The organism is Siphonobacter sp. BAB-5405 (genome assembly GCF_002872335.1).
GTDB lineage: Bacteria > Bacteroidota > Bacteroidia > Cytophagales > Spirosomataceae > Siphonobacter.
This window is the reverse complement of record NZ_NJAG01000001.1, coordinates 150,622-166,559: the sequence shown is the minus strand read 5'-3', so window position 1 is coordinate 166,559 and position 15,938 is coordinate 150,622. Positions and strand designations below refer to the sequence as shown.

At 50.5% G+C, this 15,938-nt stretch carries 14 protein-coding genes; 5 read left to right on the top strand and 9 right to left on the bottom strand.

The features are described 5' to 3' along the window. The first annotated feature begins 391 nt into the window (after window positions 1-391). Both BWI97_RS00660 and BWI97_RS00655 read left to right on the top strand, forming a co-directional pair. Window positions 392-724: a tRNA-binding protein gene (locus BWI97_RS00660; RefSeq protein WP_094814489.1), complete on the top strand. Its 333-nt coding sequence runs from the start codon at window positions 392-394 to the stop codon at window positions 722-724. 81 nt (window positions 725-805) lie between these two features. Then, entirely contained in the window at window positions 806-1,240 is a 435-nt protein-coding gene (locus tag BWI97_RS00655; protein WP_102199659.1) for a nuclear transport factor 2 family protein, read from the top strand. Window positions 1,241-1,395: 155 nt separating this feature from the next. On the opposite strand, the gene BWI97_RS00650 is transcribed toward BWI97_RS00655, so the two are convergent. The 3 genes from BWI97_RS00650 to BWI97_RS00640 form a co-directional block, all read right to left on the bottom strand. Further along, entirely contained in the window at window positions 1,396-2,244 is an 849-nt protein-coding gene (locus BWI97_RS00650) for a pirin family protein (RefSeq protein WP_199181967.1), read from the bottom strand. A gap of 195 nt (window positions 2,245-2,439) precedes the next feature. Then, window positions 2,440-5,430 (bottom strand): FAD-binding and (Fe-S)-binding domain-containing protein, encoded by a 2,991-nt coding sequence (locus BWI97_RS00645; RefSeq protein WP_102199658.1) that lies wholly within the window; start codon window positions 5,428-5,430, stop codon window positions 2,440-2,442. A gap of 194 nt (window positions 5,431-5,624) precedes the next feature. Continuing rightward, complete coding sequence (locus tag BWI97_RS00640; protein WP_102199657.1) at window positions 5,625-6,014, bottom strand: hypothetical protein; 390 nt, start codon at window positions 6,012-6,014, stop codon at window positions 5,625-5,627. A 548-nt stretch (window positions 6,015-6,562) separates the two neighbouring features. Here BWI97_RS00640 and BWI97_RS00635 point away from each other — a divergent pair. Continuing rightward, window positions 6,563-7,741: a hypothetical protein gene (locus BWI97_RS00635; protein ID WP_102199656.1), complete on the top strand. Its 1,179-nt coding sequence runs from the start codon at window positions 6,563-6,565 to the stop codon at window positions 7,739-7,741. Window positions 7,742-7,858: 117 nt separating this feature from the next. Here the strand turns inward: BWI97_RS00635 and BWI97_RS27570 are convergent, their stop codons facing one another. After that, complete coding sequence (locus tag BWI97_RS27570; RefSeq protein WP_158242652.1) at window positions 7,859-7,999, bottom strand: hypothetical protein; 141 nt, start codon at window positions 7,997-7,999, stop codon at window positions 7,859-7,861. 526 nt (window positions 8,000-8,525) lie between these two features. Between BWI97_RS27570 and BWI97_RS00630 the strand changes: the two genes are divergently transcribed. Both BWI97_RS00630 and BWI97_RS00625 read left to right on the top strand, forming a co-directional pair. Continuing rightward, window positions 8,526-9,491, top strand: a complete 966-nt coding sequence (locus BWI97_RS00630) for a hypothetical protein (RefSeq protein ID WP_102199655.1) — start codon at window positions 8,526-8,528, stop codon at window positions 9,489-9,491. Then, the gene (locus BWI97_RS00625; RefSeq protein WP_102199654.1) at window positions 9,488-9,721 is read left to right on the top strand and encodes a hypothetical protein; all 234 of its coding nucleotides are present in this window, start codon (window positions 9,488-9,490) and stop codon (window positions 9,719-9,721) included. Before BWI97_RS00630 ends, BWI97_RS00625 begins: the two co-directional genes overlap by 4 nt. 97 nt (window positions 9,722-9,818) lie before the next feature. On the opposite strand, the gene BWI97_RS00620 is transcribed toward BWI97_RS00625, so the two are convergent. The 5 genes from BWI97_RS00620 to BWI97_RS00605 form a co-directional block, all read right to left on the bottom strand. Beyond that, the gene (locus BWI97_RS00620) at window positions 9,819-11,135 is read right to left on the bottom strand and encodes a TolC family protein (protein ID WP_102199653.1); all 1,317 of its coding nucleotides are present in this window, start codon (window positions 11,133-11,135) and stop codon (window positions 9,819-9,821) included. Between the two features lie 28 nt (window positions 11,136-11,163). Then, window positions 11,164-12,162, bottom strand: coding sequence for an efflux RND transporter permease subunit (locus BWI97_RS28885; RefSeq protein ID WP_255402535.1), 999 nt, complete (start codon window positions 12,160-12,162; stop codon window positions 11,164-11,166). After that, entirely contained in the window at window positions 12,123-14,258 is a 2,136-nt protein-coding gene (locus BWI97_RS28880) for an efflux RND transporter permease subunit (RefSeq protein WP_255402534.1), read from the bottom strand. Before BWI97_RS28880 ends, BWI97_RS28885 begins: the two co-directional genes overlap by 40 nt. Before the next feature lie 77 nt (window positions 14,259-14,335). Continuing rightward, a complete protein-coding gene (locus BWI97_RS00610) occupies window positions 14,336-15,382 on the bottom strand; it encodes an efflux RND transporter periplasmic adaptor subunit (protein WP_102199652.1) in 1,047 nt (348 codons plus the stop codon). Between the two features lie 7 nt (window positions 15,383-15,389). After that, window positions 15,390-15,809: a hypothetical protein gene (locus BWI97_RS00605; protein ID WP_094813007.1), complete on the bottom strand. Its 420-nt coding sequence runs from the start codon at window positions 15,807-15,809 to the stop codon at window positions 15,390-15,392. Window positions 15,810-15,938 lie beyond the last annotated feature (129 nt).

Sequence of the window (15,938 nt, the reverse complement as noted above, 5' to 3'; positions counted from 1 at the left end):
GTTGGTGAGTAAAAAAGCTCATTTATGAAGAACAATGCATGTTTATACATCAATTTGAAAAAAATTTAGGAATAATGCGTATGAATGTGAGAAAAATCTTGTAATGTTGCAGAGTAAAACAGCCGCAATCAGCGTGATAGTGAATGTTTGGCAGTTTTAAGAATACGAATTCCGTATTTCGATTTTAAAAAAAGCATTGACTCCCTTCGGGGAAATTCATAAAGATCTCACTCGATCTCGCTGCGTCTGCAGATCGGGTATAACGTGGGTTGGATAGACGCCGCTCTCCGATTCGGGTTTCTCGGATCGGAGACTTATTTTTTTAGCCCCTTCAGTGCTGGCCTTTCTAACGAAAAGGCTTTTTTTGTGCCTTTCATTAGCTCGCTCATTTATGATTTCCTGGAATGATTTTGAAGCCGTAGAATTACGGATCGGCACGATTCTTCGTGTAGAAGATTTTCCTAAAGCCAAAAAACCTGCCTACCAGCTTTGGATTGATTTTGGCCCTGAACTCGGCGAAAAACGTTCTTCGGCCCAGATTACGGTGCATTACACCAAGGAAGAACTGGTTGGAAAACAGGTGATCGCCGTGACTAACTTCCCGCCCCGGCAAATCGCTAACTTTTTTTCGGAAGTACTGGTAACGGGATTTCCCGATGCTGATGGAGCCATTGTACTGGCTCAACCCGAACGCCCGGTACCCAACGGCACCCGATTGATCTAGGAAGTAATGAGGGAGGAAACGTTTTTATCCGTCTTCTCTGAATAAACCTCTGGACGAGTAAATCCAAACAACCGGATAGCTATGAAAAAAACGCTAGTACTGGTAGTGAGTATGGCACTACTAACCCTTACCCTTACGGCTGTGGCTCAGTCGAAAGAAGAAACCGCCGTAACGCAGGCCGTTGAACAACTCAAAGCGGCCATGATGAAAGGAGACAAAGCGGATCTGATGGCCATTACCCATGATCGGCTTAATTACGGACATTCGAGCGGCCTGATTGAAGATAAAGCTCTGTTTGTAGAGAACCTGACAAACGGAAATTCCGTCTTTAAATCCATCAACCTAAGTGATCAAACCGTCACGGTAGTAGGTAGTACGGCTCTGGTACGGCATACGCTCGCGGGCGAAACGGCCAACAAAGGGCAGGCGGGACAAGTCAAACTAGGCGTACTCTTGACCTGGGTGAAGGAAAAAGGAAAGTGGCTGCTACTGGGTCGCCAGGCGTATAAGCTTTAGTTTAGAGTTTTGGGTTTAGAGTTTAGAGTTAAGTTTCTGACTGGTAAGGGTTAGATACCTTGAAGACATAGTGTTTTTTTGTAGCTATTCAACTCCCTGATACACTATTCCGACACTTATCCCGAAACTCAAAACACTAAACCCAAAACGCTAAGTTATAAGGTTCCCATTTTACCCATCTGATAATCATACAGGGCTTCCTGAATTTCTTCGCGAGTATTCATCACAAACGGACCGTGCGTGACGACGGGTTCCTGGATGGGCAGGGCCGAACCCAGGAGAATCCGTGAGTAGGCCGAGGCTTGTACCTGAATTTCTTCCCCCTCGTTCGCAAAAACGACCAGCGTTCGACCACTAATGGCCGTTCCGTTGACGGTAATACTTCCATTCAGTAAATAGAACAGAATATTCTGATTCGCTTCGATCGTACGGGTGAAGCTTCCACCCGCCTCCAGGGTAATGTTTGCCAGTGCAACCTCATAAATCGGTTGAATGGGGCCTTGTGTATGGTCCCAGGTTCCCGAAACCACCGCTGCCGTACCTTTGTGAAGGGTTACGGTCGGGATGTCTTTTTGCTGTAAACCCGTGTACTGGGGAGCCACCATTTTGAATTGAGCGGGCAAATTAGTCCAGAGCTGAATGAGTTCGACCGGGCCCCCTTTTTCCCGAAATTCAGGCGACGAGCCTTCCGAGTGAACTAAACCACTGCCTGCCGTCATCCACTGAACGCCCCCTCTGTCAATCGTACTGGCAAAACCGCTGCTATCCCGGTGCTGCACATCGCCTTCGTAAATGAACGTGACGGTTTCAAAACCCCGGTGAGGGTGGGGGCCAAAGGGTAAGCCACTATTCCGACCCGGAAAGTTCTGTGGACCGTGGTGGTGCAGTAATAAAAACGGATCAATCTGATCAATTCCGGCAGCGGGCAGGGGTTGGTGCATCGTTAGCGGGCCCATGGGGCGAGGCTGCGGATGAATGAGTTTATGAATGGTACGAAGTGTCATGAGTCAATGTGTGTATATACATATAAATCAATTTCCGTAGCGTTTGGTTCATCTCTTCTTGCTAAGGTATGCTCTGGACCTGTTTGAAAGCCCATGCTTCAGCGTAAATGAATGAGACATTTAGAAACAAAAAGCCTCACAGTTGCCCCAATATATGAAGCGACTGCGAGGCTTTTGATGGAAGAAGTATACCGGCTATTTCGCCAACGCATTCCACAATATCTCCGCCGGGTGCAGGGCTTCCCGACCCGTACCATCGTGAATCTGGTGGCGGCAACTCGTACCCGCTGCGGCGATGATCACCTCTTCGGGCTGTTTGCGAATCGTTGGGAAAAGAACCAGTTCCCCAATTTTCATGGAAACGTCGTAATGCTCGGCTTCGTACCCAAAACTTCCGGCCATACCGCAGCATCCCGAAGGAATGAGTTGGACCTCGTAGTTAGCGGGTAAGGACAGAATTTTCTTACTCGGCACGAGCGAACTCATGGCCTTTTGCTGACAGTGTCCGTGCAGTTTGATAAGCCGTTTTTCGGTCGTAAACTGATCAGCTTTGACGCGTTTGGCGTCGAGTTCCTGAGCCAGGTATTCCTCGAACGTATAGGTGTGCGAGGCAATGGCTTTGGCATCGTCAACCAGTTCTTCATCTACCAGATCAGGATACTCATCGCGGAAGGTAAGAATGGCCGAAGGCTCTACACCCACCAGCGGCGTATCTTTCGTGATAAGCGTACGCAGTAGTCGCACGTTACGGTTGGCTACTTCTTTCGCCATTTTCAGTAAGCCTTTCGACAACTGGGGCCGTCCCGACTGCATGTTTTCGCCGGGTAATAGCACATTGTAACCCAATCGCTCAAAAAGCTGCACAACTTTCTTGCCGATTTCCACGTCATTATAGTTCGTGAATTCATCGGCAAACAGGTAGAAACTCGGAGCTAACGGTTTTTTCGTTTTGGCTTCCTTATTCCACCAGTTGGTAAAAGTTTGCTTCGCCAGCAAAGGCATGGTACGATCCGGGTGGAAACCGACCATTTTATTTGCCACGCGTCGCAAGGCCGGGGTATCAAAAATGCCGTTATACGCCCAGGGAGCCAGACTAGCCAGTTTGTTCAGCGAAGTAAAATTAGCCACCAGCCTCGAACGTAGTGGTACGCCTTTGGCTTCGTAGTAATGCTGCAAAAACTCCATTTTGAGTTTCGCCATATCCACGTTTGAAGGGCATTCGGCCTTGCAACCCTTGCAGAGCAGACAGAGGTCGAGAACTTCCTTGATCTCGTCGTGGGCAAAACGGTTGGTTTGCGTAGAATTAGTCAGAAACTCCCGCAGGATGTTGGCCCGGGCTCGCGTCGTTTCCTTCTCGTTTCGCGTCGCCATGAAACTGGGGCACATGGTACCACCGCTCAATTCCGTCTTACGGCAGTCGCCCGAACCGTTGCACTGCTCGGCGTGTTGAAGCACGTCCTGATTCTGATACCGGAAAAAGGTCTGGAAATGCGGCGTTTGCTGACCCGGCTCGTATCGCAGAAACGTATGCATGGGCGGCGTATCAACCACTTTTCCGGGATTGAAAATATTTTCCGGATCCCACATCCGCTTCACTTCCTTCATGAGGGCGTAGTTTTTCTCGCCCACCATCCAGGAAATGAACTCGCCCCGCAAGCGGCCATCGCCGTGTTCACCCGAAAGCGAACCGTCGTATTTCTTTACCAGTTTGGCAATTTCTTCGGCAATCAACCGGAATTGCTGATTCCCCTCGCGGGTCTTCAGGTTGATGATCGGACGCAGGTGAATCTCGCCCGAACCCGCGTGGGCGTAGTGCACGGCACTCATGCCGTTTTTCGCCAGAATTTCGTTGAAATCCCGAATGTAGTCGGGCAGGTCATGGATATCGACCGTCGTATCTTCAATCACCGCTACGGCTTTTTCATCACCGGGCAGGTTGGAAAGCAGCCCTAATCCGGCTTTACGCAGGGCCCAGATTTTACCCGTATCGGCTCCAAACAGGATGGGGAAGTGGTAGCCCAGGTGAGCCGCTTTCATTTCGGCTTCCATGCGGGCGGCTACTTCCAGAATTTCCTCCCTGGTTTCTTTTCGAAACTCAACGACCAGAATGGCTCCGGGGTCGCCCTGCACGAAAAAGCGGTTTTTACTCTGTTCGATGTTTTCTTTCGTACACTCGAGAATGTAATGGTCGATCAACTCACTCGCCGAAGGCTTGTACTGCATGGCGATGATATTGGCCCGTAAGGCCTCATCGACCGAATGAAAGTGTACGCAAATCAAGCCCGCTTCCTTAGGTGGTAGAGGATTGATGTGCAATTTGATTTCCGTCAGAAAGCAAAGCGTACCTTCCGATCCGGCCAGGAGCTGGCAGAAATTGAAATCCATACCTCCGGGCGTAAACGGCTCGCAGTAGAGCAGCATATCCAGGGCGTATCCCGTATTCCGGCGTTCGATGCTGGGTTTCGGGAAATTCTTACGGATTTCTTCCTGATTTGCTGTATCCTTTAAAATTTCAAAGGTCTTGCGATAAATGTCGGCTTCTAAATGGTTGGAAATACCCGGCAAGGTAGTTTCGCCTTTAAGCAGAGATTGTACCAGAGGTTGATCTGCCGAAAGGGAACCAAAGGTAGCTTCCGAACCATCCGCCAGTAGGGTTTTCACTTCCAGAACGTGTTCCCGCGTGGAACCGTAAACAACGGAGTTGGAACCGCAGGAGTTATTGCCCACCATACCCCCAATCATGGCCCGGTTAGCCGTGGACGTTTCGGGTCCAAACAAAAATCCGTAGGGTTTCAGGAACAGGTTCAGTTCGTCGCGTACGACGCCGGGCTGTACCCGTACCCATCCTTCTTCGGGATTGATTTCCAGGATTTTATTAAAATATTTGGAAACGTCAACCACAATACCGGCCCCCACTACCTGACCCGCCAGAGACGTACCGGCGGTACGCGGAATAAGCGAGGTGTGGTACTGCCGGGCAAAGGCGATGAGCGTTTTAAGGTCTTCCTGCGTCTTGGGCAAGGCTACAGCCGTAGGAAACTCGCGATACGCCGAGGCATCCGTTGCGTAAAGCGTACGCATGGTTTCGTCGTAGTAGAATTCGCCTTCAAGGCGGGCAGCGAGGTCACGGAGAGCTTCGGTCGGGACAGAAGGCTTCGTAATTAATCGAGCCGTTGCTGTAGTCATAGTACGTTTTATTGCTTCGGGGGTGCAAAGGTAACCGATAGACTTTTTTTAAGAGTCGGGTTTTTACAAAAGATTCTTTTGTAAAAGAGGGTTCCCGATTTCGATTACCCCCTATAAAAAAGTTTCAGGCCTTTGTCGGCTAGACAAAGGCCTGAGAGCATTCAGACACGATTGAAGGAATATAGGGAAATTAATTAATTCACAAACACCACGCGAGTGGGCTTATCGGTATTTAGACTGATGTCTTTTTTGACGACGGTTTCACCATCGGTCACTTCAATGTGGTATTGACCATCGGCCAGTTCGTTCATATCAAAACGGCGGGCGTAGCCGGTAGCGTTTTTACTGATGTTTTCACTGAAAAGAATATCGCCCTTGGCATTTCGCAGCGAAACGATCAGTTTCTTACCCGCTACTTTTTCCAACAGAAAGTTGACTTTGCCTTGTTTCCCTTTGAAGACATTGACGGCATAAGAAGATTTAGCGGTTCCCTTAGGATCTTCCGTTGGACGAGGAGCAGCAAAGCTGTTCAGGGTAACGAAAGCAAAAGCAAGAGCGAACAGAGATTGAATGGAAGTTTTCATGGCTTTTATCGATTGAGATTGACAGGCAAAAGTGAGCTAATCGGTTGTTTTAGAAAATCATGGCTTGGGTACGTTCATCAGAGGTGACTGGCCTGATTGATGATTCAAAGTTGGGTTGAAAACAGGTACTATGCAATGCAAAGTAGTATGTAAGGCTTGGTTGCTGGATGAGCGGTGATTGATGGGGTTTGCGTTCCAAAACGGCTGACCTTATTTACACACCAAGGATGCAGCGAATCAGGGCTGCGTTGCAGTCAGGGGCGTTTTTTTAATATTTCAGGGATGAGTGGTCACTTTACCGGGATGAGTGGAAAAAGAGTTAGTAGATCGTAGAAAGTTGGAAACGTTTGTTAGTTCTGCGTCGCTCCAAAGGGTTTCATTAAGCTTGGCAGGCTAGAAAACCAGTTGTGCCGGGTAGTGGCAAAATCATTTTCGCCTGCCTTATTTCTTCCTAAAAACTTGTATCTCTAGACCGTAATCAGCTCTTTTGAGAAATGAATCGTTTGGTGGGAATACCTGCCCTATTCTTTAACCTCTGACTACCTACTATGGAAGGAACTACGCCCGCCGAAGAGGCCGAGTTGAAGCAGGCCCGCCAGGCAGCTACGCTGGCAAAAGCCCGGGCTGAACGCGTAGAAGCCGAAAAACGCATCGCCGAAACGCGGGTAGCCGAGATCAGAACGCTTACGGGCGAACGACCCACGAATCCTCTGCCTGTACCCAGCGGAAGTATTTTAGTGGGGGAAGGCGTACAATTTCCGCAAATCACCGAATCCGCTCATCAGCAGTTACGCGTACTGATGAGGCAGGTGTACACCGATAATCAGACGATTCTGACTGCAGGAACACGACTCATTATTTATCAGGAATCGGATGTAATGGCGTTGAGCAATTATCAACTGATACTTCAGCAACTTCAGTCGCTGAATACGTCGATTCAAACGACTCTGGATCAAGCCCGTGAAGTGCTGGAGCAGGGGAGGGCCTTGCTGGAAAATAAACCGCTGGCACAAAGTCAGAATTTGGGTATGGGATGGCTGGCGGCTCCGGCTTTGGCCACGGGCGTAGTACAGTCGCTGGCCGAACTGGTGCAGTTGTTTCGGAAAGAAGTGGAAATCAGGAGTCAGCCGGTAACGCTCAGTGAAGAAGACGCCGTAGCTCTCTTGCAAAAAGAGCTGCAAGGCAGTCAGGCTGCCGTGACTTTGTTTTATCCACGGCTATATCCTGTTCGGGTTAGATCGGAATCCGTAGTGTTACGAACCTTATCGGAACTTTCTCAGCTACTGGAACGCACGACGGAGACGAATCTGGATCTGGAAGCCTTTCGCGAACGTCTGGCTACCTGGGCGGGCAACGAAGCGGAAAAAATGTTTCAGGCCCGGCAACGAACCCAAACCGTTGATGCATTGAAAACGGCCCTCGCATCGTATCAGCAAACGGGGACAAAAATCTGGACCGACTTACAGGTTACTGAAAGTCCGGTATCCACGCTGGCCTCGTTGCGACAGATCGAACAGCTTCATCAAGTATTGCAGGAACCTGCCGCGTACCACCTGCGATTGCAAATTTCCTCGCAGGGATCGTATCAGGTTACCAAACGCCTCTGGCGAAATGCGGTGATCGAGTACCATGCCTCAGTAGAAGTAAACTATATGCTGTTTCAGTCCACGGGTCAGGTACTGCGGGCAGATAAGTTGAGTAGTTATGGGGCGTTTCGTAAATCCTAAGGGGTGTTTACGGTTTATAAAGACCAGTTTTGGTGTTCCTTACTAGCTGACTAGTAGTCCCTTTGTAGTGAGTTCTTATGGAGCTTCGTTATTCACCTAGACGGAGTTTGGCACTTCTTACTGGCTGGCTAGTAGCACATGAGCCTTCCAGGCTGGACCCCTCCACGCCTGACGACAGCCTACTCCAGGGCCACCGCGTTGCGGCTGTCGTAGGTCGTTCAGTTGCCGCCATGGAATGGCCCAGAATGGAATGCTCATGTGCGGGAGAGGTTTGCATCTTCTGACATCTTTTGAAAGTTGATAGTTGTTTGTTGCCAGTTGTTAGAACAGAGTCAAATGCCTTCATGGGCGACATAAAACCGCACCCCGTCCTATCCCATTCCATGGCGGAATTCCATTCTGGGGCTCAAGCCGCCTTCCATTTCATGGCGGCCACCATGGAATGGTTTCATCCGCAACGCGGTGGCCTAGTGCAGGATGAAAAGAGCGGCGGGCGTGCCGGCATGGGATGCCCCGCATGCGATGCCCGGCATGGAATGCATAGAGACTAATGACCAGCCGTGCTTGCGGGACGAAATACTGACACTGTGATACTAGTTATTAGCTGTTAGAAAGTTTTTACAAAGAATGTCATACGGACTAATGACCAGCCCTCTCAGCGGAACGAAATACTAATCTAGAATACTAGTTGGTCATTATTTTTTATGAATAAGTTTCGACTGTATACGAATTAAAAACCAGCCGTTCCTGCGAAACAGAATATATACTTGTTGCTAAAAACAGTATGAATTATCAAAAAGCCGTACAGGCCAAAAGTGTATTGTCGGGCCAGTTGCTGGCTACTCAACATAAAATTGTGCGGGCGTTCGGACTGGATACGGTACTCGAAAGCAGTACGCATCTCATCCAGCCCGCCATTGCCGGAATCGGGATTGGACGGGAGGGAACGGAGGAGTACCACATTCGCGTGCTCGTTCAAAATCCCCTTTCTCCGCAGGAAATTACGGCTCTGGCTACCGTACTGGAAGTCGACGAGCCGGATTTACGCATGATTCACGCCAATCAGGTCATTGCCTTCAATGAACCCATCCGCCGCTCGCAGCGACCCCTGTGGTACGGCGTGTCCATCGGGCATGAACTCGTATCGGCGGGGACGCTGGGTTGTGCTGTATACGATCAGGGAAAGACGTACTGGCTCAGCAACAATCACGTTTTCGCCAATGGCAACGAAGCGAAAACCGGCGATCCCATCTGGCAACCCGGCGTCCGCGATGGCGGATCGAATGCGAGTCGGGTCGGAACGCTGGCCCGGTTTGTCCCCATCGATTTTAGCGGAACCAACGAAGTCGACGCCGCTCTGGCCGAACCTTTGGATAATTCGCTGGTTTCCACTAACTTTCCTCCGTCGAATCCGCCGCTGGCTACGCTGACGGGCATTACCACGCCCACGTACGGCATGAAAGTGGAAAAATACGGTCGCACCACGGGGTATACCACGGGCACGGTTGTTTCGCTTTCCACGGATTTACCCGTCACGTTTGGTCGCAAGCAGGCCTATTTCGTGGATCAGATCGAAATTGAAGGGGAAAACGGAAACGCATTTTCCCAGCCCGGCGACTCGGGATCAATTATCGTGGAAGCGGGAACGGGATTAGTCGTCGGCTTGTTGTTTGCCGGTGATGGGAATCTGACCTTTGCCAATCCCATTGCCAATGTATTACGGGCCTTGAATGTCACCCTTAGTAAATGATGAAGATGATGAGTACGGTAGGCGAAATCAAAAAAGAATTGTCCCGGCAACTCCGCGATGAGCAGGGGTTCCTGGGACTGGCAATCCGGCGGGAAAACGAAAAAGAGTACATCCTGGTCCGGGTGAAAAGTCTGACCAAACACTGGGAACGCCGGTTACCCGAAGAAATTAACGGCGTACGTATCAAACTCGAAAAAGGAGAGCCCGCCCACGCTTACGTGCTGAAATAAGTACGATTTGATGCAACGAATCCCTTGCCGCCCGTTGCACATATGCATAAAAAAAACGGCAAACTTCCGCCCGCCGTTTTCTTTCCTGTAAGCTTTTCTAGCGAATACCCGCCAGCGTATTCAATTCCGCAAGGGCCAGCCGATAGGCCAGTTGAGCCCCGTACAGATCCTGCTCCGCCTTCGCCAGACTCGCCTTCGATTCCAGCAAATCTTTTTCCAGTTTCAATCCCGCTTCTTTCGCATTGGTTTTCATCCGTACTTCCTCGCGACGTAGGGTAACCGCCTGTTGAGCCACCGTAATGAGGCGTTGCGACTGTGTCACTTTTCGGTACGCTTTACTGATTTTAGCGGCTACGTCTTCCTGCGTATGAGCCTGATAGGCTTCGGCCTGTTTCTTCTGCGAAAGCCGCTGATTTTCTTCCGAACGCCGTTTACCGAAATCATAGATGTTCCAGCTTACGTTCAGTCCCAGGAAGTAATTATTCGCTGGTAAATCCGAAATGACGTTCTGGTAATTGTAGCCAGCCAGTACGCCGACGTTAGGCAACTTGTCCTTGCGGGCGGCTTCAATGCCGTACTCCACTTTTTCGATGGTTTGCGTCGCCAATTTTACGTCCGGGTTAGACTGACGGGCTTCTTCCAGATAGGTATTCAGCGGTTGTACGGCCAGTCCAGCCACGCTAACGTCAGTGAGCCGTAAGGAATCCGTATCCGGCACCCCGAGTACAACTTTCAGATCCGCCTCGTAATCTTCCATCTGGTTCAGGATCTGCACCACTTTTTGCTGCTGGTTGGCCAGATCGGCCTGTAAACCTACTTTGTATACTTCGTCGGTTTTTCCCGCCAGCAGGGCACTTTCTACGTCGTACAGCTTGGCCTGGGTAAGCTGCACGTTGGCGTTGGCTTCGTCGAGCTGCTTCTGAGTAATCAGCACGCCGTAATACAGCTTTTCTACGCCCTGGAGTACTTCCAATTCAGCTTTGGTTACCTGCGTCTGGGCGATGCGTACGTCGGCTTCGGCGGCTTTTACCCCCACTTTGATTTTTCCAAGCTGACTGATGGGCTGGTACGCTCCAACCGAGCCGAGAAAGAGGTTGTGTTTACTCTGAAATAAGGGAACGGGTTGTTGCGGTAGATACGTGCCTCCGACCTGACCAAAGGCTCCGGCGGGAATCGCCAGATCTTTCGTAATCCCGTTGAAGACATACATGCCCGAAGCCAGAAATTGTGGTTTATTCTTCGTCTTGGCTTCCGTGACTTTGTATTCGCTTTCGCGGACTTTCTCTTTCTGAATACTCAGCAAGCGATTGTGCTGTAAAGCCTGACTTTTGGCTTCTTCCAGCGAGAGTACTTCCTGGGCTTGTACGGACCACGCCGAGCCGAGCAGAAAGCTGTATAACAAAACCTTTTTCATGGGTTTTAATGGAATGGGTTGAAAAGACTTAGACGGGTTGCGTATCGCGGCCAACGCTCATCAGATACGCTTTGTCTTTCGGTTTAATCATTTTCACGTACAGCACGGGTACCGTCAGCAGGGCCATAATCATCGACCAGACCACGCCCACGGCAATCACACTCGCCAACGGACTCCACATGGGCGATCCCGAGAGAATCATGGGTAATACGCCAATGGCAGCGGCCATGGCCGTCAGGAAGATCGGACGTAAGCGTCGTTTTCCTGATTCGGCGGCGGCAGTAGGAATGTCCATGCCGTGTTTGAGCAGTTCGTTGGTATGATCGACAAGAATGATCGCATTCCGTACCACAATCCCAGATAAACTGATCAGTCCGACGAAAGCCGTAAAGCCAAAGTTGTTATGCGTGAGAATCAGTCCCAAGAAAGCTCCGAACAAACTCAGCGGAATGGTCAGCATCACCAGCAGAGCTTCCTTAATATTCCGGAACTGGAACAACAGAATCAGGAATATCAGGACGATACTGATCACCATGACTACAACCATCTGGCTGAACGTTTCTTTCTGTCCTTCGTACTCGCCCCCGTATTCGATGCGGTAACCAGCGGGCAATTTCAGCGACTCAATTTTGGGTTGAACCGCTTTTAGCAATTCCGAGGGCAACAAATTGGCCTGCGTTTCGCTTTGGACCGTCAGCGTTCGAACGCCGTTGCGGTGCATGATGCGGCCCGTTTGCCAGGCGGGCTGCAGATCAGCGATTTGCCGCAGGGGTACCGAAGCTCCTGTGACGGGCGAGGAGAGGTACGTGTTGAGCAAATCATCGAAGTTGCGGCGGTTGGTTTCGTCCAGCCGTACCACCAGATCCACGGGTGTTGTGCCTTCGTACAAGGTGGTCACGGGAGCCCCGTTGAAACCGGCGTAAATCGTTTGCCCGATACTGGAGGTGGTAAAGCCCAGTCGGTTGGCTTCACCCTTGAGGTTGATATTCACCCCGTAATAATCTTCCATAAAATCGGTACGCACCATGCACTGCCGGGTGTATTTCGCAGAACACTATCTACCTGTACGCCGATTTGCTTGAGCGTCGGCAGATCGTCGCCCACGATGCGTACTTCCACCGGAGCTTTGGTAACCGTACCCTGTTGCATGAGTTTCACCTGCGGACGTCCTTCGGGCACCAGGGCATCGACCTGACGGGTCAGTTCTTCCGCCATCGCCTGCGTACTGGCAATATCCGTGGTATTGATCAGAATCTGGGCGTAATTGGTGACGGGTACTTCGGGCGAAAAGTTGTAATAAAATCGGGGAGCACTTGTTCCGGCAAAAGTGGCGTAACTCGTTACCCGCTGATCTTTCTTGACAACGTTTTCAATTTTACTGATGGCTGCCCGGGTTTTATCAAGTTTCGTACCCGTCGGCATCCACAATTCCACGACGAACTGATTTCGCTCCGCCGCCGGGAAAAACTTCTGACGGATCGTCGTGAAGAGTAAACCCGCCAGTGCGATTGTGAGCAAACTGCCTAGAATCGTTACGCCGGAATGACGCATGCACCAGTCGATGGCCGCGTTGTAGCCATTCTGCATCCGATCCAGCAGGGACGTACGTTTCTTCTTGTTCGCTTCGGAAGGATCGTGTAAGCCTTTTTTGATGAAGGTATAACACAGCAGTGGCGTCAGAATCATGGCGACGATGAACGAAGCCGACAAGGCAATGGCCACCGTAATGGGCAGAGCAAAAATGAATTCACCCACCGAGCCCGACAGAATAACCATCGGCATAAAGGAAGCAATGATCGTAATCGTCGCTGCAAATACGGGAACTACCAGATCACTGGCACTCCGCCAGGCGGCCGTCCAGCGGTCCAGTCCTTCATCGAGCAGTTCCACGTAGTTATCGGCAATGACGATGGCATCATCGACGACCATGCCCAGTACCACAATCAAGGCCGCCAGCGATACCTGATGCAGCTCGATACCAAAGGCGTGCAGCAGGGCAAAAGTGACGGCAACCGTCATCGGAATCGCCATGGCCGCCACCGCCGCAATGCGGAAGGGCAGGAGCAAAATCACGACAATCACGACCGAAACAATAGCCAGGAAAAATTCCCGGATGAAGTGACCAACGTTCTCATCCACCAGATGCGGCTGATTAACAATCGTAGTCAGTTTCACGGTACTCGGTAATAATTTCTGCACGGCTTCCAGCTGAGCATCAACGTCCTTACCGAACGACACAATGTTGTTTCCTTCGTGCATTTCCACGGCCAGCATCAGGGCCCGGTGTCCGTTTACGGTTGTCGTACTCGTGGGGTCCTGGTACTGACGGGTGATGCGGGCTACGTCGCCGAGTCGAATCACGTCTCCGGTTTTGGAAGTACCGATAATCTGACTGGCTATCTGGCTTTCGGTGCTGTAACCACCGTTGGCGTAGAGCGGTACCTCCGCCGTTCCGGTTTTCACATTTCCCGTCGGACTAATGGCATTCTGGGATTTCAGTACGTTCATCACCTGCGTGAACTTGATGCCGTACTGAGCCAGTTTTTCGGAATTGCTCGTAATGACGATCTGTTCTTTCTGCTCGCCAATACGTTTGATTTTCGACACGGCGGGCAGCGTCCGGAGCTGATCTTCTACTTTCTGTAGATAGTCTTTCAACTCGTTGTACGAAGCCTGATCGGATTCAATCCCGATAACCAGAGCTTCCGTATCACCGAAATCGGAGTTGACGATCGGGCCACGTACACCTTCGGGCAGAGCCAGCGTTTTGGCGACGAGTAATTCGTGCCGCAGTTTACTCCAGAATACGTCCGGGTCTTTTACTTTGTCCTCCAGCTCCACATTAATGACGACGGCACCGTCGCGGGTCGTGGAGAAGGTTTTGGATTTCTTGACTTCTTCAAACTGAAACAGGTATTGCTCCAGCTTTTTCGTAACCTGATCTTCCACCTGAGCGGAATTCGCTCCGGGGAAATACGCCAGTACCAGACCCGTACGAATGGTAATCTTGGGGTCTTCCCGGCGGGGCATGGTCAGCAGGGAATGTACACCAACGGCAAAAACCATCAGCAGTACCGTCAGCGTAACCTGCGAATATTTTAGGGATGATTTGACAAAATTCATGATCTACACTGGATAAGGCCTGTAGAGTAAGAAGCGTATACGTCCGTTAAATAAAATTGAACGATGTTTTGTATACGTTAAGGCTGGGTATTGGTAAGCTGAACGGCGGAACCGTCGTGGATTTTTTGCTGTCCACCCGTAATGACCAGCTCGCCCGGCTGTAAACCCGAAGTAATTTCAATGGTAGAATCCAGCAGGCGACCGATGGATACGCGACGTTTAAAGGCCTGCTTTTTCTGCGAATCGGCTACAAAAACGTAGGAAGAATTATCGGTATCGTGCAAGACGGCTTCGGCGGGTAAGGTTAGCGATTCCGTTTTCTGCGTTGAAGGCAGTTTCACTTCGGCCACCATACCGGGACGAATCAGGAGCTTCGGATTGCGTAATTCGATTTTCACCGAAAACGAACGCGTCGTCGCATCGGCGGCGGAACCTACTTCAGTCACTTTTCCGGTGAAGGTGCTGTCGAGGGCTGAGATGTACACCTGAGCTGACTGACCGATTTTCACCCGCTGTAATTCCGATTCCGGAATGGCCGCGTTGACTTTTACTTTCTGGATGTCTGAAACGATAAACAGGGGCATTCCCGAACCTACGATTTCACCAATCTCCGTATTCTTTTTGAGCAGTACGCCCGAGAACGGAGCGTAGAGTTTGGTATCCGAAAGGTTCTTTTTCTGGAGTCCGGCCTGGGCCTGAGCCTGTTTGAGTCCGTTAGAGACTTTGGCGAAATCGGCATCGCTCAGGCTGTTGCGGTCGTGCATAAGCTTGAGCCGGTTGTACTCGTCCTGCACCTGATTGACGCTGGCGGTAGCCGCGTCCACGCCGAGCCGGTAACTGGTAGGGTCCAGACTGGCGAGTACTTTTCCAGCGACTACGGGCTGGCCTTCCGTAGCCGCGATGTAGTTGATTTTTCCCGCCACGAGAAAACCGAGTTTGACGGTCCGGTTTCCTTCGACGTTTCCGCTAATCGAAATCTGATTTTCTGAAGAAGATCGACTAACTGTTTGCGTAATGACCGGTACGGCCGGATCGGCGGTGGCGGTTTCAGGTGCGGGTTTGCTCTGACAACTGCCGAGTAGAATGGCCGCTAAACCGATGGGAAAATAAGATTTGGTATTCATGGCTGCATTAATTAATCGTTTCCAGTAGGTGAATTTGTGATTGGGGGATTTCTAAAAAGAGTAAGTGTTCAAGGACACTGTCAACCCATTCTTCCGTATCCGTCAGAATAAAACTTAGTTCTGATACGGGGAATGTATTGGTGAGCGATTCGAGCAGGTCTAACGCCGGGTAAGCTGGTGTAGGACTGCCGAATACATAATACGTTTTCAAAAGGCCACGAAACGTCGATTCGAGACGGGTAAGCTCGTCGGGAAAAAACGGAGAATTCAGCTGCGTCAGGCCATGAATGACGGTACACGGCTGGTGGCGATTCAGTAGAGTTTTTAGCAAATCAATCAGCGAATGCAGGGAGTACGACGTTGATAAAAAGATCCAGTGTCGATCCGGTATAGGGCTGCTTTGCTGCGTGAAATTCAGGGCTTTCATAACACTGCTTTCGGGTTGTGCATGCAAAGCTCGGAAAGATTTACGCCAGGCTCTTTGATAAAAGTCAAAAAGCGAAGGGAGGTAGGCGGAGCCTACTAATTTGGGCGTCCGTAGCAGATGCTACGGATA

Bases quoted from the DNA above. Each gene is read 5' to 3' on its own strand.
- BWI97_RS28880 (WP_255402534.1), bottom strand. From the start codon at position 14,258: ATGAATTTTGTCAAATCATCCCTAAAATATTCGCAGGTTACGCTGACG.
- BWI97_RS00640 (WP_102199657.1), bottom strand. From the start codon at position 6,014: ATGAAAACTTCCATTCAATCTCTGTTCGCTCTTGCTTTTGCTTTCGTT.
- BWI97_RS00655 (WP_102199659.1), top strand. From the start codon at position 806: ATGAAAAAAACGCTAGTACTGGTAGTGAGTATGGCACTACTAACCCTT.
- BWI97_RS00650 (WP_199181967.1), bottom strand. From the start codon at position 2,244: ATGACACTTCGTACCATTCATAAACTCATTCATCCGCAGCCTCGCCCC.
- BWI97_RS00610 (WP_102199652.1), bottom strand. From the start codon at position 15,382: ATGAATACCAAATCTTATTTTCCCATCGGTTTAGCGGCCATTCTACTC.
- BWI97_RS00630 (WP_102199655.1), top strand. From the start codon at position 8,526: ATGAATTATCAAAAAGCCGTACAGGCCAAAAGTGTATTGTCGGGCCAG.
- BWI97_RS00605 (WP_094813007.1), bottom strand. From the start codon at position 15,809: ATGAAAGCCCTGAATTTCACGCAGCAAAGCAGCCCTATACCGGATCGA.
- BWI97_RS27570 (WP_158242652.1), bottom strand. From the start codon at position 7,999: ATGAGCATTCCATTCTGGGCCATTCCATGGCGGCAACTGAACGACCTA.
- BWI97_RS00660 (WP_094814489.1), top strand. From the start codon at position 392: ATGATTTCCTGGAATGATTTTGAAGCCGTAGAATTACGGATCGGCACG.
- BWI97_RS00635 (WP_102199656.1), top strand. From the start codon at position 6,563: ATGGAAGGAACTACGCCCGCCGAAGAGGCCGAGTTGAAGCAGGCCCGC.
- BWI97_RS00645 (WP_102199658.1), bottom strand. From the start codon at position 5,430: ATGACTACAGCAACGGCTCGATTAATTACGAAGCCTTCTGTCCCGACC.
- BWI97_RS00625 (WP_102199654.1), top strand. From the start codon at position 9,488: ATGATGAAGATGATGAGTACGGTAGGCGAAATCAAAAAAGAATTGTCC.
- BWI97_RS00620 (WP_102199653.1), bottom strand. From the start codon at position 11,135: ATGAAAAAGGTTTTGTTATACAGCTTTCTGCTCGGCTCGGCGTGGTCC.
- BWI97_RS28885 (WP_255402535.1), bottom strand. From the start codon at position 12,162: ATGGTGCGTACCGATTTTATGGAAGATTATTACGGGGTGAATATCAAC.